The following is a 19306-nucleotide window of genomic DNA, read 5'->3' as shown; positions in this document are numbered from 1 at the left end:
GTTGCCGTGCAACGGTGAAATGCTCTGGCGCAGCGTCATGATCGCTGGACTTGCATAGCTGCTTTTTGTCGGGCCTGCTTGCAAAGCAGGAAGCGCTTTCAAAAATACAATGCTAAGACCGCAGCTGGTTAACAATTCTGGGAGCTGCGCGGCGGTTTTCCGTCCGGAATGCTTCATAACAGGGACTTGAGGCGCCGCGCTTGGAATCACGCAAGCGCGACGCGCTTTTTGGGTGAGCAGATATGGCACGAACCGATATAGCGCGGCGCGTCTACAACCACACCTGGAAGCTGGACCCCATCGTCCGCAGCCTGCTGGACACCGATTTCTACAAGCTTCTGATGCTGCAGATGATCTGGGGCATGTACCCCAACGTCGACGCCACCTTCACGCTGATCAATCGCACGACCTCGGTGCGGCTCGCCGACGAGATCGACGAAGGCGAACTGCGCGAGCAGCTCGACCACGCTCGCACCTTGCGCTTCACCAAGAAGGAGATGATCTGGCTCGGCGGCAACACCTTCTATGGTCGCAAGCAGATCTTCGAGCCGGAATTCCTCGCCTGGCTGGAGGATTTCCGCCTTCCCGACTATGAACTCACCAAGCGCGACGGCCAGTACGAACTGTCCTTCCCCGGTCCCTGGATGTACACCACGCTGTGGGAGATACCGGCGCTCGCCATCATCAACGAACTGCGCTCGCGCGCCGCCATGCGCTCCTTCGGCCAGTTTGCGCTCGACGTGCTCTACGCCCGCGCCAAGGCCAAGATGTGGGCCAAGACCGAGCGGCTGAAGGCACTGCCCGGCATCCGCATTTCCGATTTCGGCACCCGCCGCCGCCACTCCTTCCTGTGGCAGCGCTGGTGCGTCGAGGCGCTGAAGGAAGGCATCGGCGAGGCTTTCACCGGCACGTCGAACGTGCTTCTGGCCATGGACAACGACCTCGAGGCGCTCGGCACCAATGCGCACGAGCTGCCTATGGTGTTTGCGGCACTTGCCAATTCCGTTGAGGAGCTGAGGCAGGCGCCCTACAAGGTGCTGCAGGACTGGCAGCGCTATTATGGCGGCAATCTGCTGATCGTGCTGCCCGACACGTTCGGCACGTCCGCTTTCCTGCGCGACGCGCCGGACTGGATCGCCGACTGGACCGGCTTCCGCCCCGACAGCGCGCCGCCCATCGAAGGCGGCGAGAAGATCCTCGCCTGGTGGCGCGAGAAGGGCAAGGATCCGAAACAGAAGCTGCTCATCTTCTCCGACGGGCTCGAGGTCGAGACCATCGAGGAGACCTACAAGCATTTCCGCGGCAAGGTGCGCATGTCCTTCGGCTGGGGCACCAACCTCACCAATGATTTCGAAGGCTGCGCGCCGACCGAGACCAACAGCCTCGACGCCATCTCGCTGGTCTGCAAGGTCAGCGAAGCCAATGGCCGGCCGGCGGTCAAGCTCTCCGACAACCCCGCCAAGTCGACCGGCGATGAGAAGGAGGTCAAGCGTTATTTGCGCATCTTCGGCGAGAAGGGGCGGGTGGAGCAGCTGGTCAAGGTGTGAGGACTGCTCGAATAGAATTTCGGATAACCGGATAACTTGAGTTCCCGCCCACCCCCCTCTGTCCTGCCGGACATCTCCCCCGCAAGGGGGGAGATTGGCAGTTTCGCGCAATCTGCCTCTTTCTGCGGCGGTCAAAATTGGCGAAATCGCGCGCGACATCCGATCTCCCCCCTTGCGGGGGAGATGTCCGGCAGGACAGAGGTGGGTGCGAAGGAGCACGTCGGTGGAAATCGACGGCTTCGAAATACGTCATTCGCAATGGCGGCCTCATTCATACCTCTCCTCCCCACCCCCGCCTTCGCCCACGCCTCTGACCGCGGCCACGTCCTGCTTCTTCCCACGGGCTACTACATCGCTGGTGGCGCGCTTGCGGTCGCTTTCAGCTTTCTGACGCTGGCGCTGCTGCCGCCCGCCGCTCTTGACCGCTTCTGGCGCCGGCGCCTCTCGTTGTTCACTGTCAGCGATCACCCGCGCACCGTCCTCAGCCTGCTTTCCTTTGCCGGCTTCGTGCTTCTCATCGCCACCGGCCTGTTCGGCAGCCGTGATCCACTCTCCAACCCCTTGCCTCTGGTGATCTGGACACTGCTCTGGGCCGGTTTCACGCTGCTGCAGGGCGCACTCGGCGATCTCTGGTCCTGGCTCAACCCGTGGTACGGCCCCTGGCGTGTTGCATCTCGCGTCTTCAGCCTTCGCACTTACGAAGCCGACCCATCGCGCCTTCCCAAATGGCTCGGCTACTGGCCGGCGTTCGTCTTGTTCTTCGGCTTCGCCTGGTTCCAGCTCATCGATCCCGCGCCCGACGATCCGTCGCGCCTGGCCTTCGCCGCCGGCATCTACTGGCTGCTCAGCTTCGCCGCCATATGCGTCTTCGGCTACGGAGACTGGAGTCGGCGCGGCGAATTCCTCACCGTCTTTTTCTCCATGGTCGCCCGCTTCGCGCCTTTGCAGCGCGAGAAAGGCCGGCTCCACCTCGGCTGGCCCGGTGCGAAGCTGCTTTCCGCCTCGTCGCTGCCGGCAAGCGGCACGGCGTTCCTGCTGCTGGCGCTCTCGTCCGTATCCTTCGACGGTCTTTCCAAAACCTTCTTCTGGCTCGGCCTGTTCGGCGTCAATCCGCTGGAATTTCCCGGCCGCACCGCGTTGATCGGCATCGGCAGCTTTGGCTTGGTGCTGACATTCATCTTGTTGGCGGCCGTGTTCGCGCTTGCCGTTTCACTCGGCCAGCGCCTTGCCGGCGACGGGCAACCGTTCGAGAAAGCCGCCGGCCTCCTGGTTTGGTCGATCGTGCCGATCGCGCTCGCCTACCACATCGCCCACTACCTCACGGCGCTGCTCGTCGACGGCCAATACGCGCTGGTCGCTTTGTCCGACCCGTTCGCGCTCGGCTGGAACCTGTTCGGCACCGCCGACAGGATGGTCGAGGCGGGCGTTGTCGCCGGCGCCGAGTCGGCCTGGTGGCTCTGGAATCTGCAGGCCGGCGTCATCATCGTCGGCCATGTGCTAGCGGTCTTGATCGCACACGGCCTAGCCTGGCGACTCCACCCGCAGCCGTCGCGCGCGGCGCTCAGCCAGCTGCCGCTGACGCTTCTGATGATCGCCTACACCATATTCGGCCTATGGCTGCTTGCTACGCCGACGGCCGGATGAGACAAGGGCCCGTCATGACGCGCGCATGACCCCGAAAATCGGGTTCGATTTTCGGAAAGGATCATGCGCAAAATGAAAGTGCTCCAGCGTCCTTTGCGCGTCCCCTAGAGGACGCGCGGCGGCGCTGGAGTGGAAGCTCGCTTGCCACGTCACGGCTTTGGTGATTTAGTTTGTACACATGCAATTTTCGCGTCCTCCGAGCGCGGAGGATCGAGCCGCCTTATCGCTGGTCAAAAAACTGAAAACAGGGGAACGGACATGGCTGACAAGAACGGATTTTTCGACCTCTCCAAAAGCACGCTTTCCCGCCGCACAGCGCTGAAAGGCATCGCCGCCGGCGCCGGCCTGGCGCTCGCGCCCGGCTTCGTTCGCTACAGCCAGGCGCAGAGTTCGGCGCCGATCAAGATCGGCTTCCAGTCGCACCGCACCGGCATCGGCGCCGCCTACGGCCGCTGGTACGAGAAGACGAGCGCTGCCGCCGTCAAGGCGATCAACGATGCCGGCGGTATCAGCGGCCGCAAGGTCGAACTGGTGATCGAAGATGATGGCACCGATCCTGCCCGCGGCGCCGAGGTGGTCGGCAAGTTCGCCACGCAGCATAAGACCGACATCGTTTTCGGCACGCTGTTCTCGCATGTGGTGATCGGCTCGGCGCCCGCCGCCGGCGAAAACAAGATCCCCTATTTCGTGGTCAGCGAAGGCCACCACGTCGCCTCGACCAAGCTCAACCGCTACGTCTTCCAGCCCGGCATCACCGACGTGAAGAGCCAGATCCAGTCGATGGCGCCGTGGATCGCGGCGAATGCCGGCAAGAAGGTGACGCAGATCTTCCCCGACTTCGCCTTCGGCTACGACCATCGCGACTACCTGCCGCCGGCGTTGAAGGCGCAAGGCGCCGACGTGATCGCGCAGATCGCCATCCCCCCGACGGAGTCGTCCTTCACCAAATACTTCCCGCAGATCCCGGCCGAGACCGAGGTGATCTACCACGTCATGGTCGGTCCGGCCGTGCTCACGTTCGTCAAGGAACTCGGCGAGTTCTACGGCTCGCAAAGGCCGCAGCTCTTCGGCTTCATCGACTCCCTCGAGGCCGTCGACATCAACAGCCCCGGCCTCGAATTCCTCGACGGCAGCCATTTCTGGGAAGGCTCGCCGCGCTACGCGCAGCCCGATGACTCGGCCGCGCAGAAGGCCTATCGCGCCGCCGTCGGCATCGACGACAATGGCGCCGCCGTCGGCGACCCCAAGGACGTCTCCACCGCTGCCCACATGTTCGGCTGCTGGGAGACGCTCTATGTCGTCAAGAAGGCGATGGAGGATGCCGGCTACAAGGGGCCGGAAGACCGCGCCAAGCTGGTCGAGGCAACCGAAGCGCTGAAGGAATTCGCCGAAGGGCCGGAGCATCCGCAGGGTCCGAAAACCTTTAACGGCAAGATCCACCAATGCTTCGGCATCCAGAACATCTCCAAGGTCGAAGGCGGCAAGCTGAAGGTCGTCCACAAGACCAAGATCGAGGACGGCCTCTACGAGCCGGAAGGGGATTACACGACGCAAGCGCTGTGAGCTTCGACGTTTCACCGAGCGTGAGCGCCAAGCCACCCCCCTCTGTCCTGCCGGACAGTCCGGCAGGGCAGTGGGGGGTGCCTCGCGCATCCGCCGGTATCTAGCCCATGCACTTCGGACCCCACCTCCTGCTCGCCGCCCTGGAAGGCCTCGTCACGTCCGCCGTGCTGGCGCTGACGGCGCTTGGCCTGTCGCTGGTGTTCGGCGTCATGCGCATCGTCAATGTCGCGCATGGCGAGTTCTTCATGCTGGGCGCCGTGCTTGCCTGGGCGATCTCGACGGCGATTTCCGGCCATCCCGCTATCGGCTTCGTCGCCGCGCTGGTGATCGCGCCGTTGCTGGTCGGGCTGGTCGCGTTTCTTGCCGAATGGCTGGTGCTGCGCCGGCTGAACTACAATCCCGAAGGCACCATCGTCGCCACCATCGGCATGCTCTATATCATCCAGCAACTGGCGCTGACCTTCTACGGCCCGGAAGCGCGCCCGGTCGAGCCACCCTTCAATTACCGCATCCTGCTGCCGTGGTTCGGCTATTCAGGCTACAAGCTTTCGGTCATTGCCGCCTCCGCGGTTCTGCTGGTGATCACCTGGCTGGTGCTGACACGGACGAAAATCGGCCTGATCATGCGCGCCACCCAGTATGACCGCGAGACGGCGCAGGCCTTCGGCATCCCGGTCGAGCGCGTCTATGCCGGCGTGTTCGCCATCGGCGCCATGCTGGCGGCAATCGCGGCGGTGCTGATCGTGCCGATCAGCCAGGCGCATTACCTGATGGGGCAGGACCCGCTGCTGTTGTCCTTCATCGTCGTCATCATCGGCGGCCTCGGCTCATTGCGCGGCACGGTGGTCGCCGCCATCCTGATCGGCCTCTCCGACGGCATCGTCTCGGTGTTCTTCTCGCCGACCTTGGCCAAGATCATCGCCACGCTGGTGGTCGCCATGGTGCTGGTGTTCCGGCCGCAAGGCCTGTTCGGGACGGCGGCGCGATGAAGGATGCTTCCCCCGCGAAGACCTACGCGCTGCATATCGGCGTCATCGCGCTCCTGTTCGCGCTGAATTTCGTCCTGCCCGATTATCATCAGGGCCTGTTCGCGCGCATCATGGCGCTTGCCGTCTTCGCCATGGGCTACAACCTGCTCTTCGGCTATGTCGGCCTGCTCAGCCTCGGTCACGCCATGTTCTTCTCGGCCGGCCTCTATGGTGCCGGGCTGGCTGTCTATCAATTGGGCTGGGGCGTGCCGGAAGCCTTCGTCGCCGGGGTTGCCTGCGGCGCCCTGCTTGCCTTGGTCATCGGCCTGCTCGCGCTGCGCACATCGGGTGTGGCCTTCATGATCGTCACCATGATGTTCGCGCAGGTCTTCTATCTGCTCATCCTTTATTTCGCCGCCTGGACCGGCGGCGACCAGGGCCTTGTCATCCAGCAGCCGTCGAGAATAATCGCGATCGGCGGCGCATCGCTCGACCTGACCAATCCGACTGTGCGCTACATGAGCGCTCTGGCGCTGTTCTCGGTCGTGCTGCTCATCACGCTTGCTGTCGTTCGCTCCCGCTTCGGCCGCGTGCTGGTCGCCATTCGCGAGAATGAGGAGCGCACGAAGATGCTGGGCTACGACACCGTCGCCAACAAGCTCGTCGCCGTCATTGCCTCGGGCGCCATCTGCGCCGCGTCCGGTGCGGCTTACGCGCTGCTGTTCGGCTATATTGGATCGAGCTTCGCGTCGGTGCAGTATTCGATCCTGCCACTGCTCTGGGTGCTGCTCGGCGGCGCCGCGACCATTCTCGGGCCGCTCATCGGCACGCTGTTCATGTATTATGTCACCGACATCACCAGCGGCTTCACCTCCGCCTATCTTTTGATCGTCGGCGTGGCGCTGATCGTGCTGGTGCTCTTCTTTCCGAAGGGCGTTCTGGGCAGCGTCCGCCAGCGCTGGCTCGGATGGTTGCCGTGATGCCGCTGCTCACCACCAAGGGTCTTTCGCGCCGTTTCGGGGGCTTGCGCGCCGTCGACGGCGTCGATTTCGCGCTGATGCCGGGCGAAATCCGCGCCATCATCGGCCCCAATGGCGCCGGTAAGACAACTTTCGTCAGTCTGCTCAGCGGCCGCATCCAACCCTCCTCCGGCATGATCGTCTTCGACGGCGCCGACATCACGACCATGCCGGCTTACAAAAGGGTTCGCCTCGGCGTTGCCTACACCTTCCAGATCACCAGCGTCTTCGCCAATCTCACGGCCTACGACAATGTCGCGTTGCCGGTGCAGCGCACGCTGACCGACGGCCGCTCGAAGGGGCAGGTGAGGAGCGGCGTCATGGCGGCGCTGGAACGCACCGGCCTCGCCGACCGCGCCGGCACCCCGGCCGGCCAGCTTTCCTACGGCCACCAGCGCCTGCTGGAGGTGGCAATGGGCCTGGCGCTGAGGCCGCGCCTGCTGATCCTCGACGAGCCGACGCAAGGGCTGGCCGACAGCGAGATCGACAATTTCGTCCTACTGGTGCGCGAGATCGCCAAGCATGCCACCGTGCTGCTCATCGAGCACAACATGCCGGTGGTCATGCAGCTTGCCGACCGCATCACCGTCTTCAATTCGGGAAAGATTCTCGCTGAGGGCACGCCCGAGCAGATCCGCGCCAATGCCGAGGTGCAGGATGCCTATCTCGGAGCGACCCATGGCTGATCTCCCCGGCACCGAGAGCGGGCTGCTCGCCATTTCCGGCCTCGACTGTTTTTACGGCGAGGTGCAGGTGCTCTACGGGCTCGACCTTGTCCTCAACAAGGGCGAAGTGCTTTGCCTGTTCGGCCGCAACGGCGCCGGCAAGACGACGACGCTGAAGGCGATCATGGGGCTGGTTCCGGCCGCTGCCGGTTCGATCAGACTGGCCGGCAAGGAGCTGACCGGACTTGCCGCGCATGACGTGCCGAAGACGGGCGTCGCTTATGTGCCGCAGGGCCGGCGATTATTCGCCGACATGACGGTGGCGGAAAACGTCGAGATCGGCCTGATGACCCGCGGCAAGGGCAAGGCGACGCGGGAACGCGTCCTCGACCTTTTCCCGCTGTTGCGAGAGCGCTTGAAGCAACGCTCCGGCACGCTTTCCGGAGGCGAGCAGCAAATGCTTGCCATGGCGCGTGCGCTCTGCCTCGAGCCGCAGGTGCTTCTTCTCGACGAGCCCACCGAAGGGCTGATGCCCTCGATGATCGCCAAGATCCGCGAGACGGTGGCGAAGCTGCGCGATCTGGGCGTCTCGACGATCCTGGTCGAGCAGCGCGTCGACGCCGTGCTGTCGGTCGCCGACCGCATCTCATTCATCGAGAACGGCCGCAACCGCGAGACCGTCGATGTCGAGGAACTGCGCGCCGACCCCTCCGCGGTTCGGCGCTATGTGGGCGTGGGCTGAAGGTCACTGCGAAGCAGCGGGAGCTGGCGCCGAGCCCCACCCGGACCTGGCCCGACCTCCCCACAAGGGGAGGTAAAGCTCTGCACCGCTTCACCTAAAAAACAAAAACCCCGCGATCAAAAACGTCGGGATCAGCACCAGGCCGGACCACGCCATGTAGCCGAAGAAGCCCGGCACCTTGAAGCCGCGATGTCTGGCGATAGCAAAGACCATGAAGTTCGGCGCATTGCCGATATAAGTGTTGGCGCCCATGAACACGGCGCCGGCCGAGATCGCGGCGAGCGTGGAGGCCGCCTCCGTCATCAGGTGCCTGGCGTCGCCGCCGGCAAGCTCGAAGAACACCAGATAGGTCGGCGCGTTGTCGAGGAAGGACGACAGCGCTCCGGTCAGCCAGAAATAGGCGAGATCGTCGGGCTGGCCGTCCGCCGAGGTGACCAGCGAAACCAGCGGCGCCAGCGCCCCATCGTGCCCGGCTCTCAGGATGGCGATAACCGGCACGATGCAGATGAAGATGCCGGCAAACAGTTTCGCCACCTCGGCGATGGGCCCCCAACTGAAGCCGTTCGCTTCCCTGTGGTTTTTGTACGAGACTTTGAGCGACAGAAAGGCCAGCGCCAGGATGATCGCGTCGCGTACCAGGTTCTGCAGCTCCAGGCCGATGCCGAGGATCGGGATGCTGATGCCCGGCTTCCAGCTGGCGGAAAGCAGGATCGCACCGATCACGCCGGCCAGCAGCGGCAGGTTGGCGAGGCCGCGCAGGCGCACCTTCGTGTCCGGTGTCGGGTCCTTGATCTTCGGCAAGCCGCCCTCGCGGCGATGCAGCACGATGTCGAGCGCCAGGAAGATGATCAGCACCAGCCCGCCGGTGAACAGCGTCTCGCGCCAGAGGTTCGCGGTCGTCCAGAAGAAGTCGACCCCGCGCAGGAAGCCGACGAAGAGTGGCGGGTCGCCGAGCGGGGTCAGCGAGCCGCCGATGTTCGAAACCAGGAAGATGAAGAAGATCACCACATGCGCGTTGAACGGGCGGTTGTCGTTGGCGCGCAGCATCGGCCGGATCAGGATCATCGAGGCGCCCGTCGTGCCGATGACCGAGGCGAGGATCGCGCCGATCAGCAGCAAGCCTGAATTGACCAGCGGCGTGCCGTGGATGTTGCCGGCGACCAGGATGCCGCCGGAAATGGTGAACAGCGCGAACAAAAGGATGATGAAGGACAGATATTCGGTGAGCAGCGTGTGCAGCACCGCCTCGCTTGCCGCCGGCATGCCGAAAGCGATCGCCAGCGGAACCACGGCAAGTGCCGCCCACGCGGCGGCGATCTTGCCGTAATGATGCTCCCAGACATGATGGAACAGCAGCGGCCCGGTCGCGATCGACAGCAACAGGCCGGCAAAGGGCAGCGCCCACCAGAGCGACATCGCCGCGCCGGGCAGCTCATGCGCCTCGGCTGCGAAAACCGCTTGTGGAAAGGCGAGATGGAGTGCGGCCGTCATGGTTGCCGCCAACACCTTCGCCAATGTCGCAAAGCCCCCTCGATGCCTCACGGCGCGGTCAGTCCGAAAGGTGATCTTCGAGCACCACCCCGGCCTCGCGCATCCGTTTCAGCATCGTGCCGACCGAGCCGTTGAGATCGATGCCGCGGCAGGCATCCAGCCGCACCGTCGTCTTGAAACCTTGCTTGGCGGCATCGAGTGCCGAGAAGGCGACGCAGAAATCGGTGGCCAGGCCGACCAAGGTGATGGTGTCGATGCCGCGCTCCTTGAGATAGCCGGCAAGGCCGGTTGGGGTCGTGTGGTCGTTCTCGAAGAAAGCCGAATACGAGTCGATCGCGGTGCGGAAACCCTTGCGGATGACCAGTTCCGCTTTGGTCCAGGCGAGCCCGGAATGGAAATCGGACCCAAGGCTGCCCTGGATGCAGTGATCCGGCCAAAGCGTCTGCGGCCCGTAGGGCATCTCGATCGCTTCGAAGGGCTGCTTGCCTGGATGGCTGGAAGCGAAGCTCGAATGGCCGGCCGGATGCCAGTCCTGCGTCAGGATCACGTGATCGGTCCGCCGGATCAGGTCGTTGACCAGCGGCACGATCTCGTCGCCCCCGGCCACGGCCAGCGCGCCGCCGGGGCAAAAGTCGTTCTGCAGGTCGATGACGATGAGCGCTTCGTCGGCCATGCGGCCTCCCTTCTTCCTCGGCTTGGGCTCCAGTTGACGCGACCGGACACGGAACCTTGACCAGATGGCCGGCTGCGTCAACCTCCACAGGCATAACAAAGCCGTGGCCGACCACTTCGCTTTGACAATCGCGGCGAAGTTGATATCATTTGCATACGAATGAATTTGCCCGGCTGGACGGCGGCAGATTCCCTCGGAAAGGCCCCTTTCTGGGAAGGCAAAGCGTGATCCGTTACGCGAAACCCACCACGGTCGACGAGGCGCTCGCTCTGCTTGGCGAGGACCGCTGGCGCATTCTGGCCGGCGGCACCGATTTCTATCCGGCGCAGGGCGCGAAACCATTCCGCGACAACATTCTCGACATCAATGGTCTCGCCGCGCTGCGCGGCATCGCCGAGACGGACGACTATTGGTGGATCGGCGCCCGCACCACCTGGACCGACGTCGTGCGCCACAAGCTGCCCAGGGCGTTCGATGCGCTGAAGGCGGCCGCGCGCGAAGTCGGCTCGGTCCAGATCCAGAACGTCGCGTCGGTCGCCGGTAATCTCTGCAACGCCTCGCCCGCCGCCGACGGCGTTCCGGCGCTGCAGGTGGTCGATGCCGAAGTCGAATTGCGGTCGGCGAAAGCCACGCGCTACCTGCCGCTTGGCGGGTTCATTCTCGGCAATCGCCGCACGGCGCTGCAGCCGGACGAGATGGTTACCGCCATTCGTGTGCCGAAACGTTCGGCTGTCGGCTCGTCCGCCTTCGTCAAGCTTGGCGCGCGGCGCTATCTCGTGATCTCGATCGCCATGGCGGCGGCGCGTCTCGTGATCGAAGATGGCGTGGTCGCCGATGCTGCTATCGCTGTCGGCGCCTGCTCCGCCGTCGCCCGTCGTCTTGCCGGCGTCGAGGCGGCCCTGCGCGGCCAGCCGGTTACCGCCGCGCTCGCCGATGCGGTGCTGTCCGCGCCGATCGACGAACTGTCGCCAATCGCCGATGTGCGCGGCAGCGCCGAATACCGGGAGCATGCGGCGCGCGAGATCGTTGTCCGCGCAGTGTGCGCTGCGACCAGCCTGGGCGAAGGCAAGGTGGCCGCATGACAATGGAGCGCACCGACATTGCCTTCGAGGTCAACGACGCGGCTGTCAGCGTGTCGGTGCCGCCGGTGCGGCGGCTCTCGCAGGTTCTGCGCGACGAGTTGCGGCTGACCGGCACCAAGGTCGGCTGCGACGCCGGCGATTGCGGCGCCTGCACCGTGCTGGTCGACGGCAATCCCGTCTGCGCCTGCCTTGTGCCGGCGGCCTCGGTCTCCGGCGCGTCCGTCACGACGGTCGAGGGCCTCGCCAACGGCAGGCTGTCGGCCTTGCAGGCGTCCTTCCTCGAACACGGCGCCGCGCAATGCGGCATCTGCACGCCGGGCCTGCTGGTGGCGGCTACCGCGCTGCTGCAGCGCAACCCAACGCCGAGTGAAGCCGAGACGCAGGATGCGCTGGGCGGCGTGCTCTGCCGCTGCACGGGGTACCGGAAAATCGTCGCGGCGGTGATGCATGCCTCGCAGCATATGGACGGTTTCGACCGTCGCCTGCCGGAGGTCGGCCGCGCCGTCGGCGCCTCGCCGATCCGGCTCGACGGCGTGCCGAAGGTTACCGGCGACGAAAAATTCGGCGGCGATTCCTTTCCGCACGACGCGCTGTCGGTGCTGGTCGTCCGCTCGCCCTACTATCACGCCGGTTTCAGCTTCGGGGATCTCGACGCCTGGGCCAAAGCGCATCCCGGCATTGCCGGCGTCTTCACCGCCGCCGACATTCCGGGCAGGAACTGCTTCGGGGTCATCGGCCCCTTTGCTGATCAGCCGGCCCTCGCCGAAGGTTTCGCGCGCCTTCGCGGCGAGGCGGTCGCGCTGGTGGCGGGCGAGCGCGAAGCCATCCCCGACCTCGACCTGACGGATTTTCCGATCGCCTGGACGGAACTGCCGCATGTGTTGCAGCCCCGCGAGGCGAAAGCCGACGGCGCACTCCTGATCCACCGGCATCGGCCGGCGAACCTGCTCACCTCCGGCTATGTCGAGCGTGGCGATCCCGACGGCGCCCTTGCCGCCGCGGCTGTCACCGTCTCCGGCGCCTTCGGGACTTCTTTCGTCGAGCATGCCTATATCGAGCCGGAGGCCGGCTTCGCTTACATGGATGGCGACACGCTCGTCATCGTCGCCTGCACCCAGGCGCCCTACATGGATCGCGACGACACGGCCAAGGTGCTAGGCCTCCCGGTCGAAAAGGTGCGCATCGTGCCGACCGCCACTGGCGGCGGCTTCGGCTCGAAGCTCGATGTCTCGCTTCAGCCTCTGATCGGCCTTGTGGCGATGAAGACCGGCAGGCCGGCGGCACTCGCCTACACGCGCAACGAATCCATGATGTCGACCACCAAGCGCCATCCGGCCGAAATGGAGGCGACCATCGGTGCCGATTCCGAGGGCCGCGTCACCGGAATGATCTTTGAGGGCGATTTCAACACCGGTGCCTATGCAAGCTGGGGCCCGACGGTTGCCAACCGCGTGCCGGTGCATGCCTCCGGCCCCTATCAGACGCCGAACTATCGGGCGACGGGCAGGGCCATCCATACCAACGGCCCGATCGCCGGCGCCTTCCGCGGCTTCGGCGTGCCGCAGGCAACCATTATGCAGGAAACGCTCTACGACGCGCTCGCTGGCAAGCTTGGCATGGATCGCCTCGATTTCCGGCTGAAGAACTGCCTTCGAAACGGCTGCGAAACGGTCACGGGCCAACGGCTGGAGTCGGGCGTCGGCATCAGTGAATGCCTGGAGAGGCTTCAGCAGCATTGGGCGCGCGCGCTTGGCGATGCGGAAGCCTTCAACGCCATCAACACGGCAAGCAAGCGCGGCGTCGGCGTCGCCTCCTGCTGGTATGGCTGCGGCAACACCTCGCTGCCCAATCCTTCGACGATCAAGGTCGGCGTCTCGGCCTCCGGAGATGTCGTGCTGCACCAGGGCGCCGTCGACATCGGCCAAGGCTCCAACACGGTCATCAGCCAGATCTGCGCCGACGCGCTCGGCCTGCCGCTGGACAAGTTCAGGCTGAAGAGCGCCGACACCGCCATCACGCCCGACGCCGGCAAGACATCCGCCTCGCGCCAGACTTTTGTCACCGGCAAGGCGGCGGAGAAGGCGGGCCGCGCGCTGCGCGAAAAGATCCTGCGTTTCGCCAATGTGTCCGATCAAGCAACGATCGCGCTCGAGGGCGCAAGCATCTCCATCCGCGAGGTGGATGCGACGCGACGCATCGATCTGCGTACACTGAAGATCGATGCCGATGGCTTGGTGTTCGTCGCGGAAGAGACCTACGATCCGCCCACGCTGCCGCTCGACGCCAAGGGCCAGGGCAAGCCCTACGCCGTCTATGGTTATGGCGCCCAGATCGCCGAGCTTGAGGTCGATCTCAAGCTGGGCACGGTGAAGCTGCTCAAGATCACCGCCGCGCATGATGTCGGCAAGGCCATCAACCCGGTACTGGTCGAGGGGCAGATCGAGGGCGGCATCGCGCAAGGCATCGGCATGGCACTGATGGAGGAATATATCCCCGGCCGCACCGAGAACCTGCACGACTACCTCATCCCGACCATCGGCGACGTGCCGCCGGTCGAGCACATATTGGTGGAAGTTCCGGACCCGGAAGGACCTTTCGGCGCCAAGGGTTTGGGGGAGCATGTGCTGATCCCGACCGCGCCGGCGATCCTCAACGCCATCCGACATGCCACCGGCGTGCTGGTCACCAAAGTGCCGGCGACGCCGAGCCGCATCCTGGCGGCGATCCGCGAAAAGGAGGCGCGCCGATGAGCGAGCTTGCCGAACGTTTCGAAACCCACGATCCCGGTGAGAAGCAGGTGGCGGAGAAGATCCGCTGCGATGCCTGTCCGGTGATGTGCTACATCGCCGACGGCCGCACCGGCGCCTGCGACCGCTACGGCAATGTCGGCGGGCGCATCGTGCGCATGGATCCGCTGACCATCCTCGACCACGCGGCCGAGACCGGCGGCGCGGTCGTGCCATTCGTCGCCGAGGGCGAGGAGTGGGGTGGCGAGCTGGTCAACACCGGCCGCCGCTTCGTCACCGCGATCGGGGCCGGCACCACCTACCCGGATTACAAGCCCGCACCTTTAATCGTCAGCCAGGAGGTCGAGGGCGTCGATCTCGTCACCGTCGTCACCGAGGGCATCTTCTCCTATTGCGGCGTCAAGGTGAAGATCGATACGGACCGCCACATCGGCGACGAGACGGCGACCGTGCGCTCGGAAGGCGAGGCGATCGGCCACGTCACCACTGGCGAGTATGGCTCGCAGATGCTGTCGCTTGGCGGCGTGCATCACTTGACCGGCGGCTCCAAGGCTGAAGGCCGCGCGACTTGCGACGCGCTTCTCAACCTCTGCAACAGGAAGCCGGTCGAGCTCACCATCGACGGCGGTGCGACGGTCATTGTCGAGGCTGGCAAGGCGCCGGTCATCGACGGCAAGATCGAGCATCGCATGCGCGTCGGCTGCGGCTCGGCCACCATCGGCATGTTCGCCACGCAATGGCGCGGGCTGGTCGACGAGGTTGTGGTGGTTGACGACCATATCACCGGCGTCGTGTCGGAACATCAGGCCGGCAAGGTATTGGGCTGGGAGGATACCGGGATAAAGATCATCGGCCGCCGCTCGACGCCCGGCCGCTACTTCAAGGTTTCGGAGCCCGGTCTCGGCTGGGGCGGCACGACGATCTCCGATCCGCTGTCGATCCTGGGCGATTGGAACGCCAAGAAGGGTGCTCGACCCGGCCTGTCGCTGCTGATGGTCTCGACCACGGGCGAACAGTTCGCTTACTACGAGCTGGACGATCAGTTGAAACCGGTCGAGAAACCGTTCCCGGAGCGGCTGCAGAAATCCGTCGGCCTGATCGAGGACAATTGCGAGCCGGCCCTGTGCACCGTGCTCTTCATCGGCGGCGCCGGCGGCTCGCTGCGCGCCGGCGTCACCGAAAACCCGGTCAATCTCACCCGCTCGGTTCAGGGCCTGAAGACCTATGTCACGGTCGGCGGCGCGCCGGTCTATGTCTGGCCGGGCGGCGGCATCACCCTGATGGTCGATGTCACCCGCGTGCCGGAAGGCGCATTCGGCTATGTGCCGACGCCGGCGCTGGTCGCGCCGATCGAATTCACCATGCGCCGCGACGACTACGTCCGGCTCGGCGGTTACGAGGACGAAATCCGCAGCGTCGAGGATATCCTCGCCAAAGGCGGCGAGTACCTTAATCCGCGCAGCAATGCCGGCGCGCCGGCCGGCAATCCCTGGCCGCCGTTGGCGCAATTGCGCCGCACCCCGGCCAATGGGGCCGACTGATGAACGGTCCGCAGGCGCATTGGCTCGCCGACGGCAGGCGGCTTCATCTCAATCACGGGCCGATCGACCTCATCGTCGAGGCCTTTGGCGATGCAGCTGAACGCCGCGCCGCCTGCGCGCAGGCCGTCGCGCGCTTCCAGACGATCCTGACCGAACTGGTCGAGGAGCTTCCCGAATTGCGCCGTCCGGCGTCTTTGACGCCGAGCGTTTTTGCAGGTCCGACCGCGCGGCGCATGGAGGCCGCGGTCGCACCGCTCGCGGAAAGCTTCATCACGCCGATGGCCGCCGTTGCGGGTTCGGTAGCCGACGAAGTTCTGGCCGCGCTTCTCGCCGGACGCCTGCTCGAGCGCGCCTACGTCAACAATGGCGGCGACAGCGCCATTCATCTCGGCAAGGGCGGCACGATAACGCTGGCGATCGCCGGCACCGGGCACGGCATGGCCGACCGCATCACGATCCGCGCCGAAGACGGCGTGCGCGGCGTCGCCACCAGTGGCTGGCGCGGCCGCTCCTTTTCGCTGGGCATCGCCGACGCGGTCACCGTGCTGGCGCGGACCGGCGCCGAGGCGGATGCCGCGGCGACGCTGATTGCCAACGCGGTCGACCTGCCTGGGCATCCGGCGGTTCATCGCGTGCCGGCGCGGGATCTTTCGCCCGACAGCGATCTCGGCGAACGGCTGGTGACGCAGGGCGTCGGCGGGCTAGCGCCCGGCGAGGTGGCCCGGGCGCTGGATAACGGCCTTGCCGTCGCCGAAAATTTTCGCCGGCGCGGCCTGATCGCCGCGTCGGCGCTGTTCCTTGCCGGCCAAACCCGCATCAGTGGCTCCGTGGCGCTCGCCGCGCCCAACAAGCATAAAGCGAAGGAAACTGCCCATGCCTGAATTCCCGATCCGCAAGGTCGCGGTGCTGACCGAAGAGATCTTCCACGACGGCGGCCCAGCGGCGAAGGAGCCGCGCCTGCGCGCCGCGGCTCTCGCCGTGGTCAAGAACCCGTTTGCCGGTCGCTATGTCGAGGACCTGCAGGGCGCGATGGAGGACCTGAAGCCGCTCGGGCTGTTGCTTTCCGACAGGCTGATCGCCGCGCTTGGCGGCGATGTGAAAAAGATCGACGGTTACGGCAAGGGCGCCATCGTCGGCAGTGCCGGCGAACTGGAGCACGGCGCGCTCTGGCACGTGCCCGGCGGCTACGCCATGCGCGAGCGGCTCGGCGACGCCAAGGCGATCGTGCCGTCGGCGAAGAAGGTCGGCGCCTTCGGCGCACGGCTCGATGTCCCGCTCGGCCACATCAACGCTGCCTATGTGCGCAGCCATTTCGACGCGATGGAAGTCGGCATCAGCGACGGCCCGCGTCCCGACGAGATCTTGTTCTGCCTCGCCATGACCTGCGGCCCGCGCGTCCACAACCGCATGGGCGGCCTTGCGGCCGGAGACATCAAGGCTTGGGACGGCTTGAGATGAGCGGCGAGGACAATCTGCTGCGGCTGGTCGAGGCCGAAGAGCTGGACGAGAACAACTACCATCTGCAGGACCAGGTCGGCTTCATCCTGCGCAGGGCGCATCAGCGCCATGTGGCGATCTTCGCCTCCCACATCGGCGATCTGACGCCGCCGCAATTCGCCGCTCTCGCCAAGCTCTACGACATCGGCGAGACCTCGCAGAACCAGCTCGGCACGCTGATCGCCATGGATGCCGCGACCGTAAAGGGCGTCATCGACCGGCTGAAGGCGCGCGGGCTGGTCGAGCTTTCCAAGCACGAGGTGGACAAGAGGCGGCTGCTGGTCAATCTGACGGCTGAAGGCCGCGAGGCGATCGAGCGGCTGATCCCGCTTGCCCGCACCATCACCGAGGAAACGCTGGCGCCGCTCACGGCCAAGGAGGCTGCGACCTTCTTGCGGCTGCTGGCGAAGTTGGCCTGATCAAACCTCCGGATCGGCCCCGAACATCTCCCGCGCCTGCTCGGCCGTGTAGTAGCCGAGCCGGACATCTTCGGCGACCTGCTTCGGATCGCGCTCGCGCGGATCGCCATAGCCGCCGCCGCCGGGCGTGCCGACGCGCACGCGGTCGCCGGCCTTGAGCGGGATATCCTGCTCCTTCGACAGATGCGGCGGCACATGCGCTTCGCCGCCCCGAAACACGGTCACGCTGTTCGGCGCGCCGTCCCTGCCGCCAAGCGCGCCTTGCGGCCCGAAACGGCCATGGTCCATGACGAAGGACGCGCGCGCCTCGCCGCGCAGGATCTCGACTTCATAGGCGAGCCCGAAGCCGCCGCGATGTTTGCCGGCGCCGCCGGAGCCTTCGCGCAGCGCGTAATGGCGGTAGAGCACCGGGAACGCCTGCTCCATGATCTCGACCGGCGGCGACTTCGAAATGCCGATCGTCGAGCAGCCATTGCTCAAGCCGTCATGGCCCGCATTGCCGCCATAGCCGCCGCCCGAAATCTGGTACATGACATAGTCGCGGCCGCGTGCCGGGTCGTTGCCGCCGAGCGCGAAATTGCCGCTGGAACCGGCGGGCGCCGCCGTGACTTTCTCCGGCAATGCCTGCACCATCGCCGCGAACACGGCCTCCGCAATACGTTGCGAAACCTCCGCCGCGCAGCCCGAGACCGGCCGCGGATATTTGGCGTCGAGGAAGGTATCTTCCGGCCGCTTGACATTGAGCGGCTCGAACGCGCCGGCGCTGATCGGCACTTCGGGGAAGATGTGGCGCATGGCGAGATAGACCGACGATAGCGTCGTCGCCAGCACGCTGTTCATCGGGCCTGCGCAGGGCTTTGACGAGCCGGCGAAATCGAAGGTCAGGCTGTCGCCCTTCTTCTCGACGGCGAGATTGATGGTCAGCGGCTCGTTCACCACGCCGTCGGAATCGACAAAAGCCTGCGAGCGGTAGACGCCGTCCGGGATAACGGCGATCGAGGCGCGCATCTGGTCGGCGGCGCGGCGGCGCAGTTCGGCGATCGCCTCGACGACGGTTTCGTCGCCGTAACGATCGAGGATTTCATTGAGCCTGTCCTGGCCGATCAGCAGTGCCGCAGCCTGCGCACGGATGTCGCCGATGCGCTGGTCGGCGACGCGGATGTTGGAGCAGATGATGGCGTAGATCTCGGGATCGAGCAGGCCCTTCTTGAACAGCTTCACCGGCGGCAGCCGCAGACCTTCCTGTTCGACGGCGGTGGCCGAGGCCGAGAAGCCGCCAGGCACCGCGCCGCCGATATCCGGCCAATGGCCGGTGTTGGACAGCCAGCAGAAGATTTTGCCGTCGCGGTAGACCGGCATGACGAAGCGCACGTCCATCAGATGCGTGCCGCCGAGATAGGGGTCGTTGACGATGTAGATGTCGCCGGGCTCGGGGGCCAGGCAGCGCCCGTCGGCGATCATCTCGATCACCGTCTTGGTCGAATACTGCATGACGCCGACGAATACCGGCAGGCCCTGGCTGCCTTGCGCGATGAGCGAGCCGTCGGCGGCGGAATAGATGCCGTCGGAGCGGTCATTGGCCTCGGCGATCACCGGCGAGAAAGCGGCGCGGGAAAACGTCAAATCCATCTCGTCGCAAACTTGCTGCAAGGCGGCCTGCAGCACCGAAAGCGTGATCGTGTCGAGCTTTGCCCCTTCGACTGCCATT

Annotated in this window: 16 protein-coding genes; 13 read left to right on the top strand and 3 right to left on the bottom strand. The window is 65.4% G+C overall.

Going from position 1 to position 19306, the window contains the following annotated elements; all coding sequences use genetic code 11:
• Nucleotides 1-242 precede the first annotated feature (242 nt).
• The 7 genes from pncB to P9217_RS09835 all read left to right on the top strand — a co-directional run bounded on the left by pncB (nt 243) and on the right by P9217_RS09835 (nt 8148).
• Nucleotides 243-1547 (top strand): nicotinate phosphoribosyltransferase, encoded by a 1305-nt coding sequence (gene pncB / locus P9217_RS09865; RefSeq protein WP_095799106.1) that lies wholly within the window; start codon nt 243-245, stop codon nt 1545-1547.
• A gap of 183 nt (nt 1548-1730) precedes the next feature.
• Nucleotides 1731-3191, top strand: a complete 1461-nt coding sequence (locus P9217_RS09860) for a hypothetical protein (protein ID WP_278086099.1) — start codon at nt 1731-1733, stop codon at nt 3189-3191.
• Nucleotides 3192-3449: 258 nt separating this feature from the next.
• A complete protein-coding gene (locus P9217_RS09855) occupies nt 3450-4754 on the top strand; it encodes an ABC transporter substrate-binding protein (protein WP_095799108.1) in 1305 nt (434 codons plus the stop codon).
• 107 nt (nt 4755-4861) lie between these two features.
• Complete coding sequence (locus P9217_RS09850) at nt 4862-5743, top strand: branched-chain amino acid ABC transporter permease (RefSeq protein WP_095799109.1); 882 nt, start codon at nt 4862-4864, stop codon at nt 5741-5743.
• Nucleotides 5740-6702 carry a branched-chain amino acid ABC transporter permease gene (locus tag P9217_RS09845; RefSeq protein WP_095799110.1) on the top strand — a complete coding sequence of 321 codons (963 nt, stop codon included), beginning with the start codon at nt 5740-5742 and terminating at the stop codon, nt 6700-6702. The genes P9217_RS09850 and P9217_RS09845 overlap by 4 nt, the downstream gene beginning before the upstream one ends.
• Nucleotides 6699-7427: an ABC transporter ATP-binding protein gene (locus P9217_RS09840; RefSeq protein ID WP_067324686.1), complete on the top strand. Its 729-nt coding sequence runs from the start codon at nt 6699-6701 to the stop codon at nt 7425-7427. The genes P9217_RS09845 and P9217_RS09840 overlap by 4 nt, the downstream gene beginning before the upstream one ends.
• Nucleotides 7420-8148 carry an ABC transporter ATP-binding protein gene (locus P9217_RS09835; RefSeq protein ID WP_067324011.1) on the top strand — a complete coding sequence of 243 codons (729 nt, stop codon included), beginning with the start codon at nt 7420-7422 and terminating at the stop codon, nt 8146-8148. The genes P9217_RS09840 and P9217_RS09835 overlap by 8 nt, the downstream gene beginning before the upstream one ends.
• 90 nt (nt 8149-8238) lie before the next feature.
• Here the strand turns inward: P9217_RS09835 and P9217_RS09830 are convergent, their stop codons facing one another.
• The gene (locus tag P9217_RS09830; RefSeq protein WP_278086100.1) at nt 8239-9639 is read right to left on the bottom strand and encodes a sodium:proton antiporter; all 1401 of its coding nucleotides are present in this window, start codon (nt 9637-9639) and stop codon (nt 8239-8241) included.
• Between the two features lie 58 nt (nt 9640-9697).
• Nucleotides 9698-10312, bottom strand: a complete 615-nt coding sequence (gene pncA, locus P9217_RS09825; protein ID WP_095776932.1) for a bifunctional nicotinamidase/pyrazinamidase — start codon at nt 10310-10312, stop codon at nt 9698-9700.
• A 224-nt stretch (nt 10313-10536) separates the two neighbouring features.
• On the opposite strand from pncA, the gene P9217_RS09820 reads away from it, so the two are divergent.
• From P9217_RS09820 to P9217_RS09795, 6 genes are read left to right on the top strand one after another with little or no spacing between them, the layout of a single operon-like run.
• Nucleotides 10537-11394 carry a xanthine dehydrogenase family protein subunit M gene (locus P9217_RS09820; protein WP_278086101.1) on the top strand — a complete coding sequence of 286 codons (858 nt, stop codon included), beginning with the start codon at nt 10537-10539 and terminating at the stop codon, nt 11392-11394.
• On the top strand, nt 11391-14144 hold the full coding sequence (locus tag P9217_RS09815) for a molybdopterin-dependent oxidoreductase (RefSeq protein ID WP_278086102.1): 2754 nt from the start codon (nt 11391-11393) through the stop codon (nt 14142-14144). Before P9217_RS09820 ends, P9217_RS09815 begins: the two co-directional genes overlap by 4 nt.
• Nucleotides 14141-15682, top strand: a complete 1542-nt coding sequence (locus tag P9217_RS09810) for a 6-hydroxynicotinate reductase (RefSeq protein WP_278086103.1) — start codon at nt 14141-14143, stop codon at nt 15680-15682. Before P9217_RS09815 ends, P9217_RS09810 begins: the two co-directional genes overlap by 4 nt.
• A complete protein-coding gene (locus tag P9217_RS09805) occupies nt 15682-16563 on the top strand; it encodes a UPF0280 family protein (protein ID WP_278086104.1) in 882 nt (293 codons plus the stop codon). The genes P9217_RS09810 and P9217_RS09805 overlap by 1 nt, the downstream gene beginning before the upstream one ends.
• Nucleotides 16556-17140: an amino acid synthesis family protein gene (locus P9217_RS09800; RefSeq protein ID WP_095799116.1), complete on the top strand. Its 585-nt coding sequence runs from the start codon at nt 16556-16558 to the stop codon at nt 17138-17140. Before P9217_RS09805 ends, P9217_RS09800 begins: the two co-directional genes overlap by 8 nt.
• On the top strand, nt 17137-17598 hold the full coding sequence (locus P9217_RS09795; RefSeq protein WP_095799117.1) for a MarR family transcriptional regulator: 462 nt from the start codon (nt 17137-17139) through the stop codon (nt 17596-17598). Before P9217_RS09800 ends, P9217_RS09795 begins: the two co-directional genes overlap by 4 nt.
• On the opposite strand, the gene P9217_RS09790 is transcribed toward P9217_RS09795, so the two are convergent.
• Nucleotides 17599-19305, bottom strand: a complete 1707-nt coding sequence (locus P9217_RS09790) for a hydantoinase B/oxoprolinase family protein (RefSeq protein ID WP_278086106.1) — start codon at nt 19303-19305, stop codon at nt 17599-17601.
• Between the last annotated feature and the right edge of the window lies 1 nt (nt 19306).

The sequence above is a fragment of the Mesorhizobium sp. WSM4989 genome, assembly GCF_029625795.1.
Lineage (GTDB): Bacteria > Pseudomonadota > Alphaproteobacteria > Rhizobiales > Rhizobiaceae > Mesorhizobium.
Note: the sequence above shows the minus strand (reverse complement) of the source record. Positions and strands in the feature narration are given on the sequence as shown.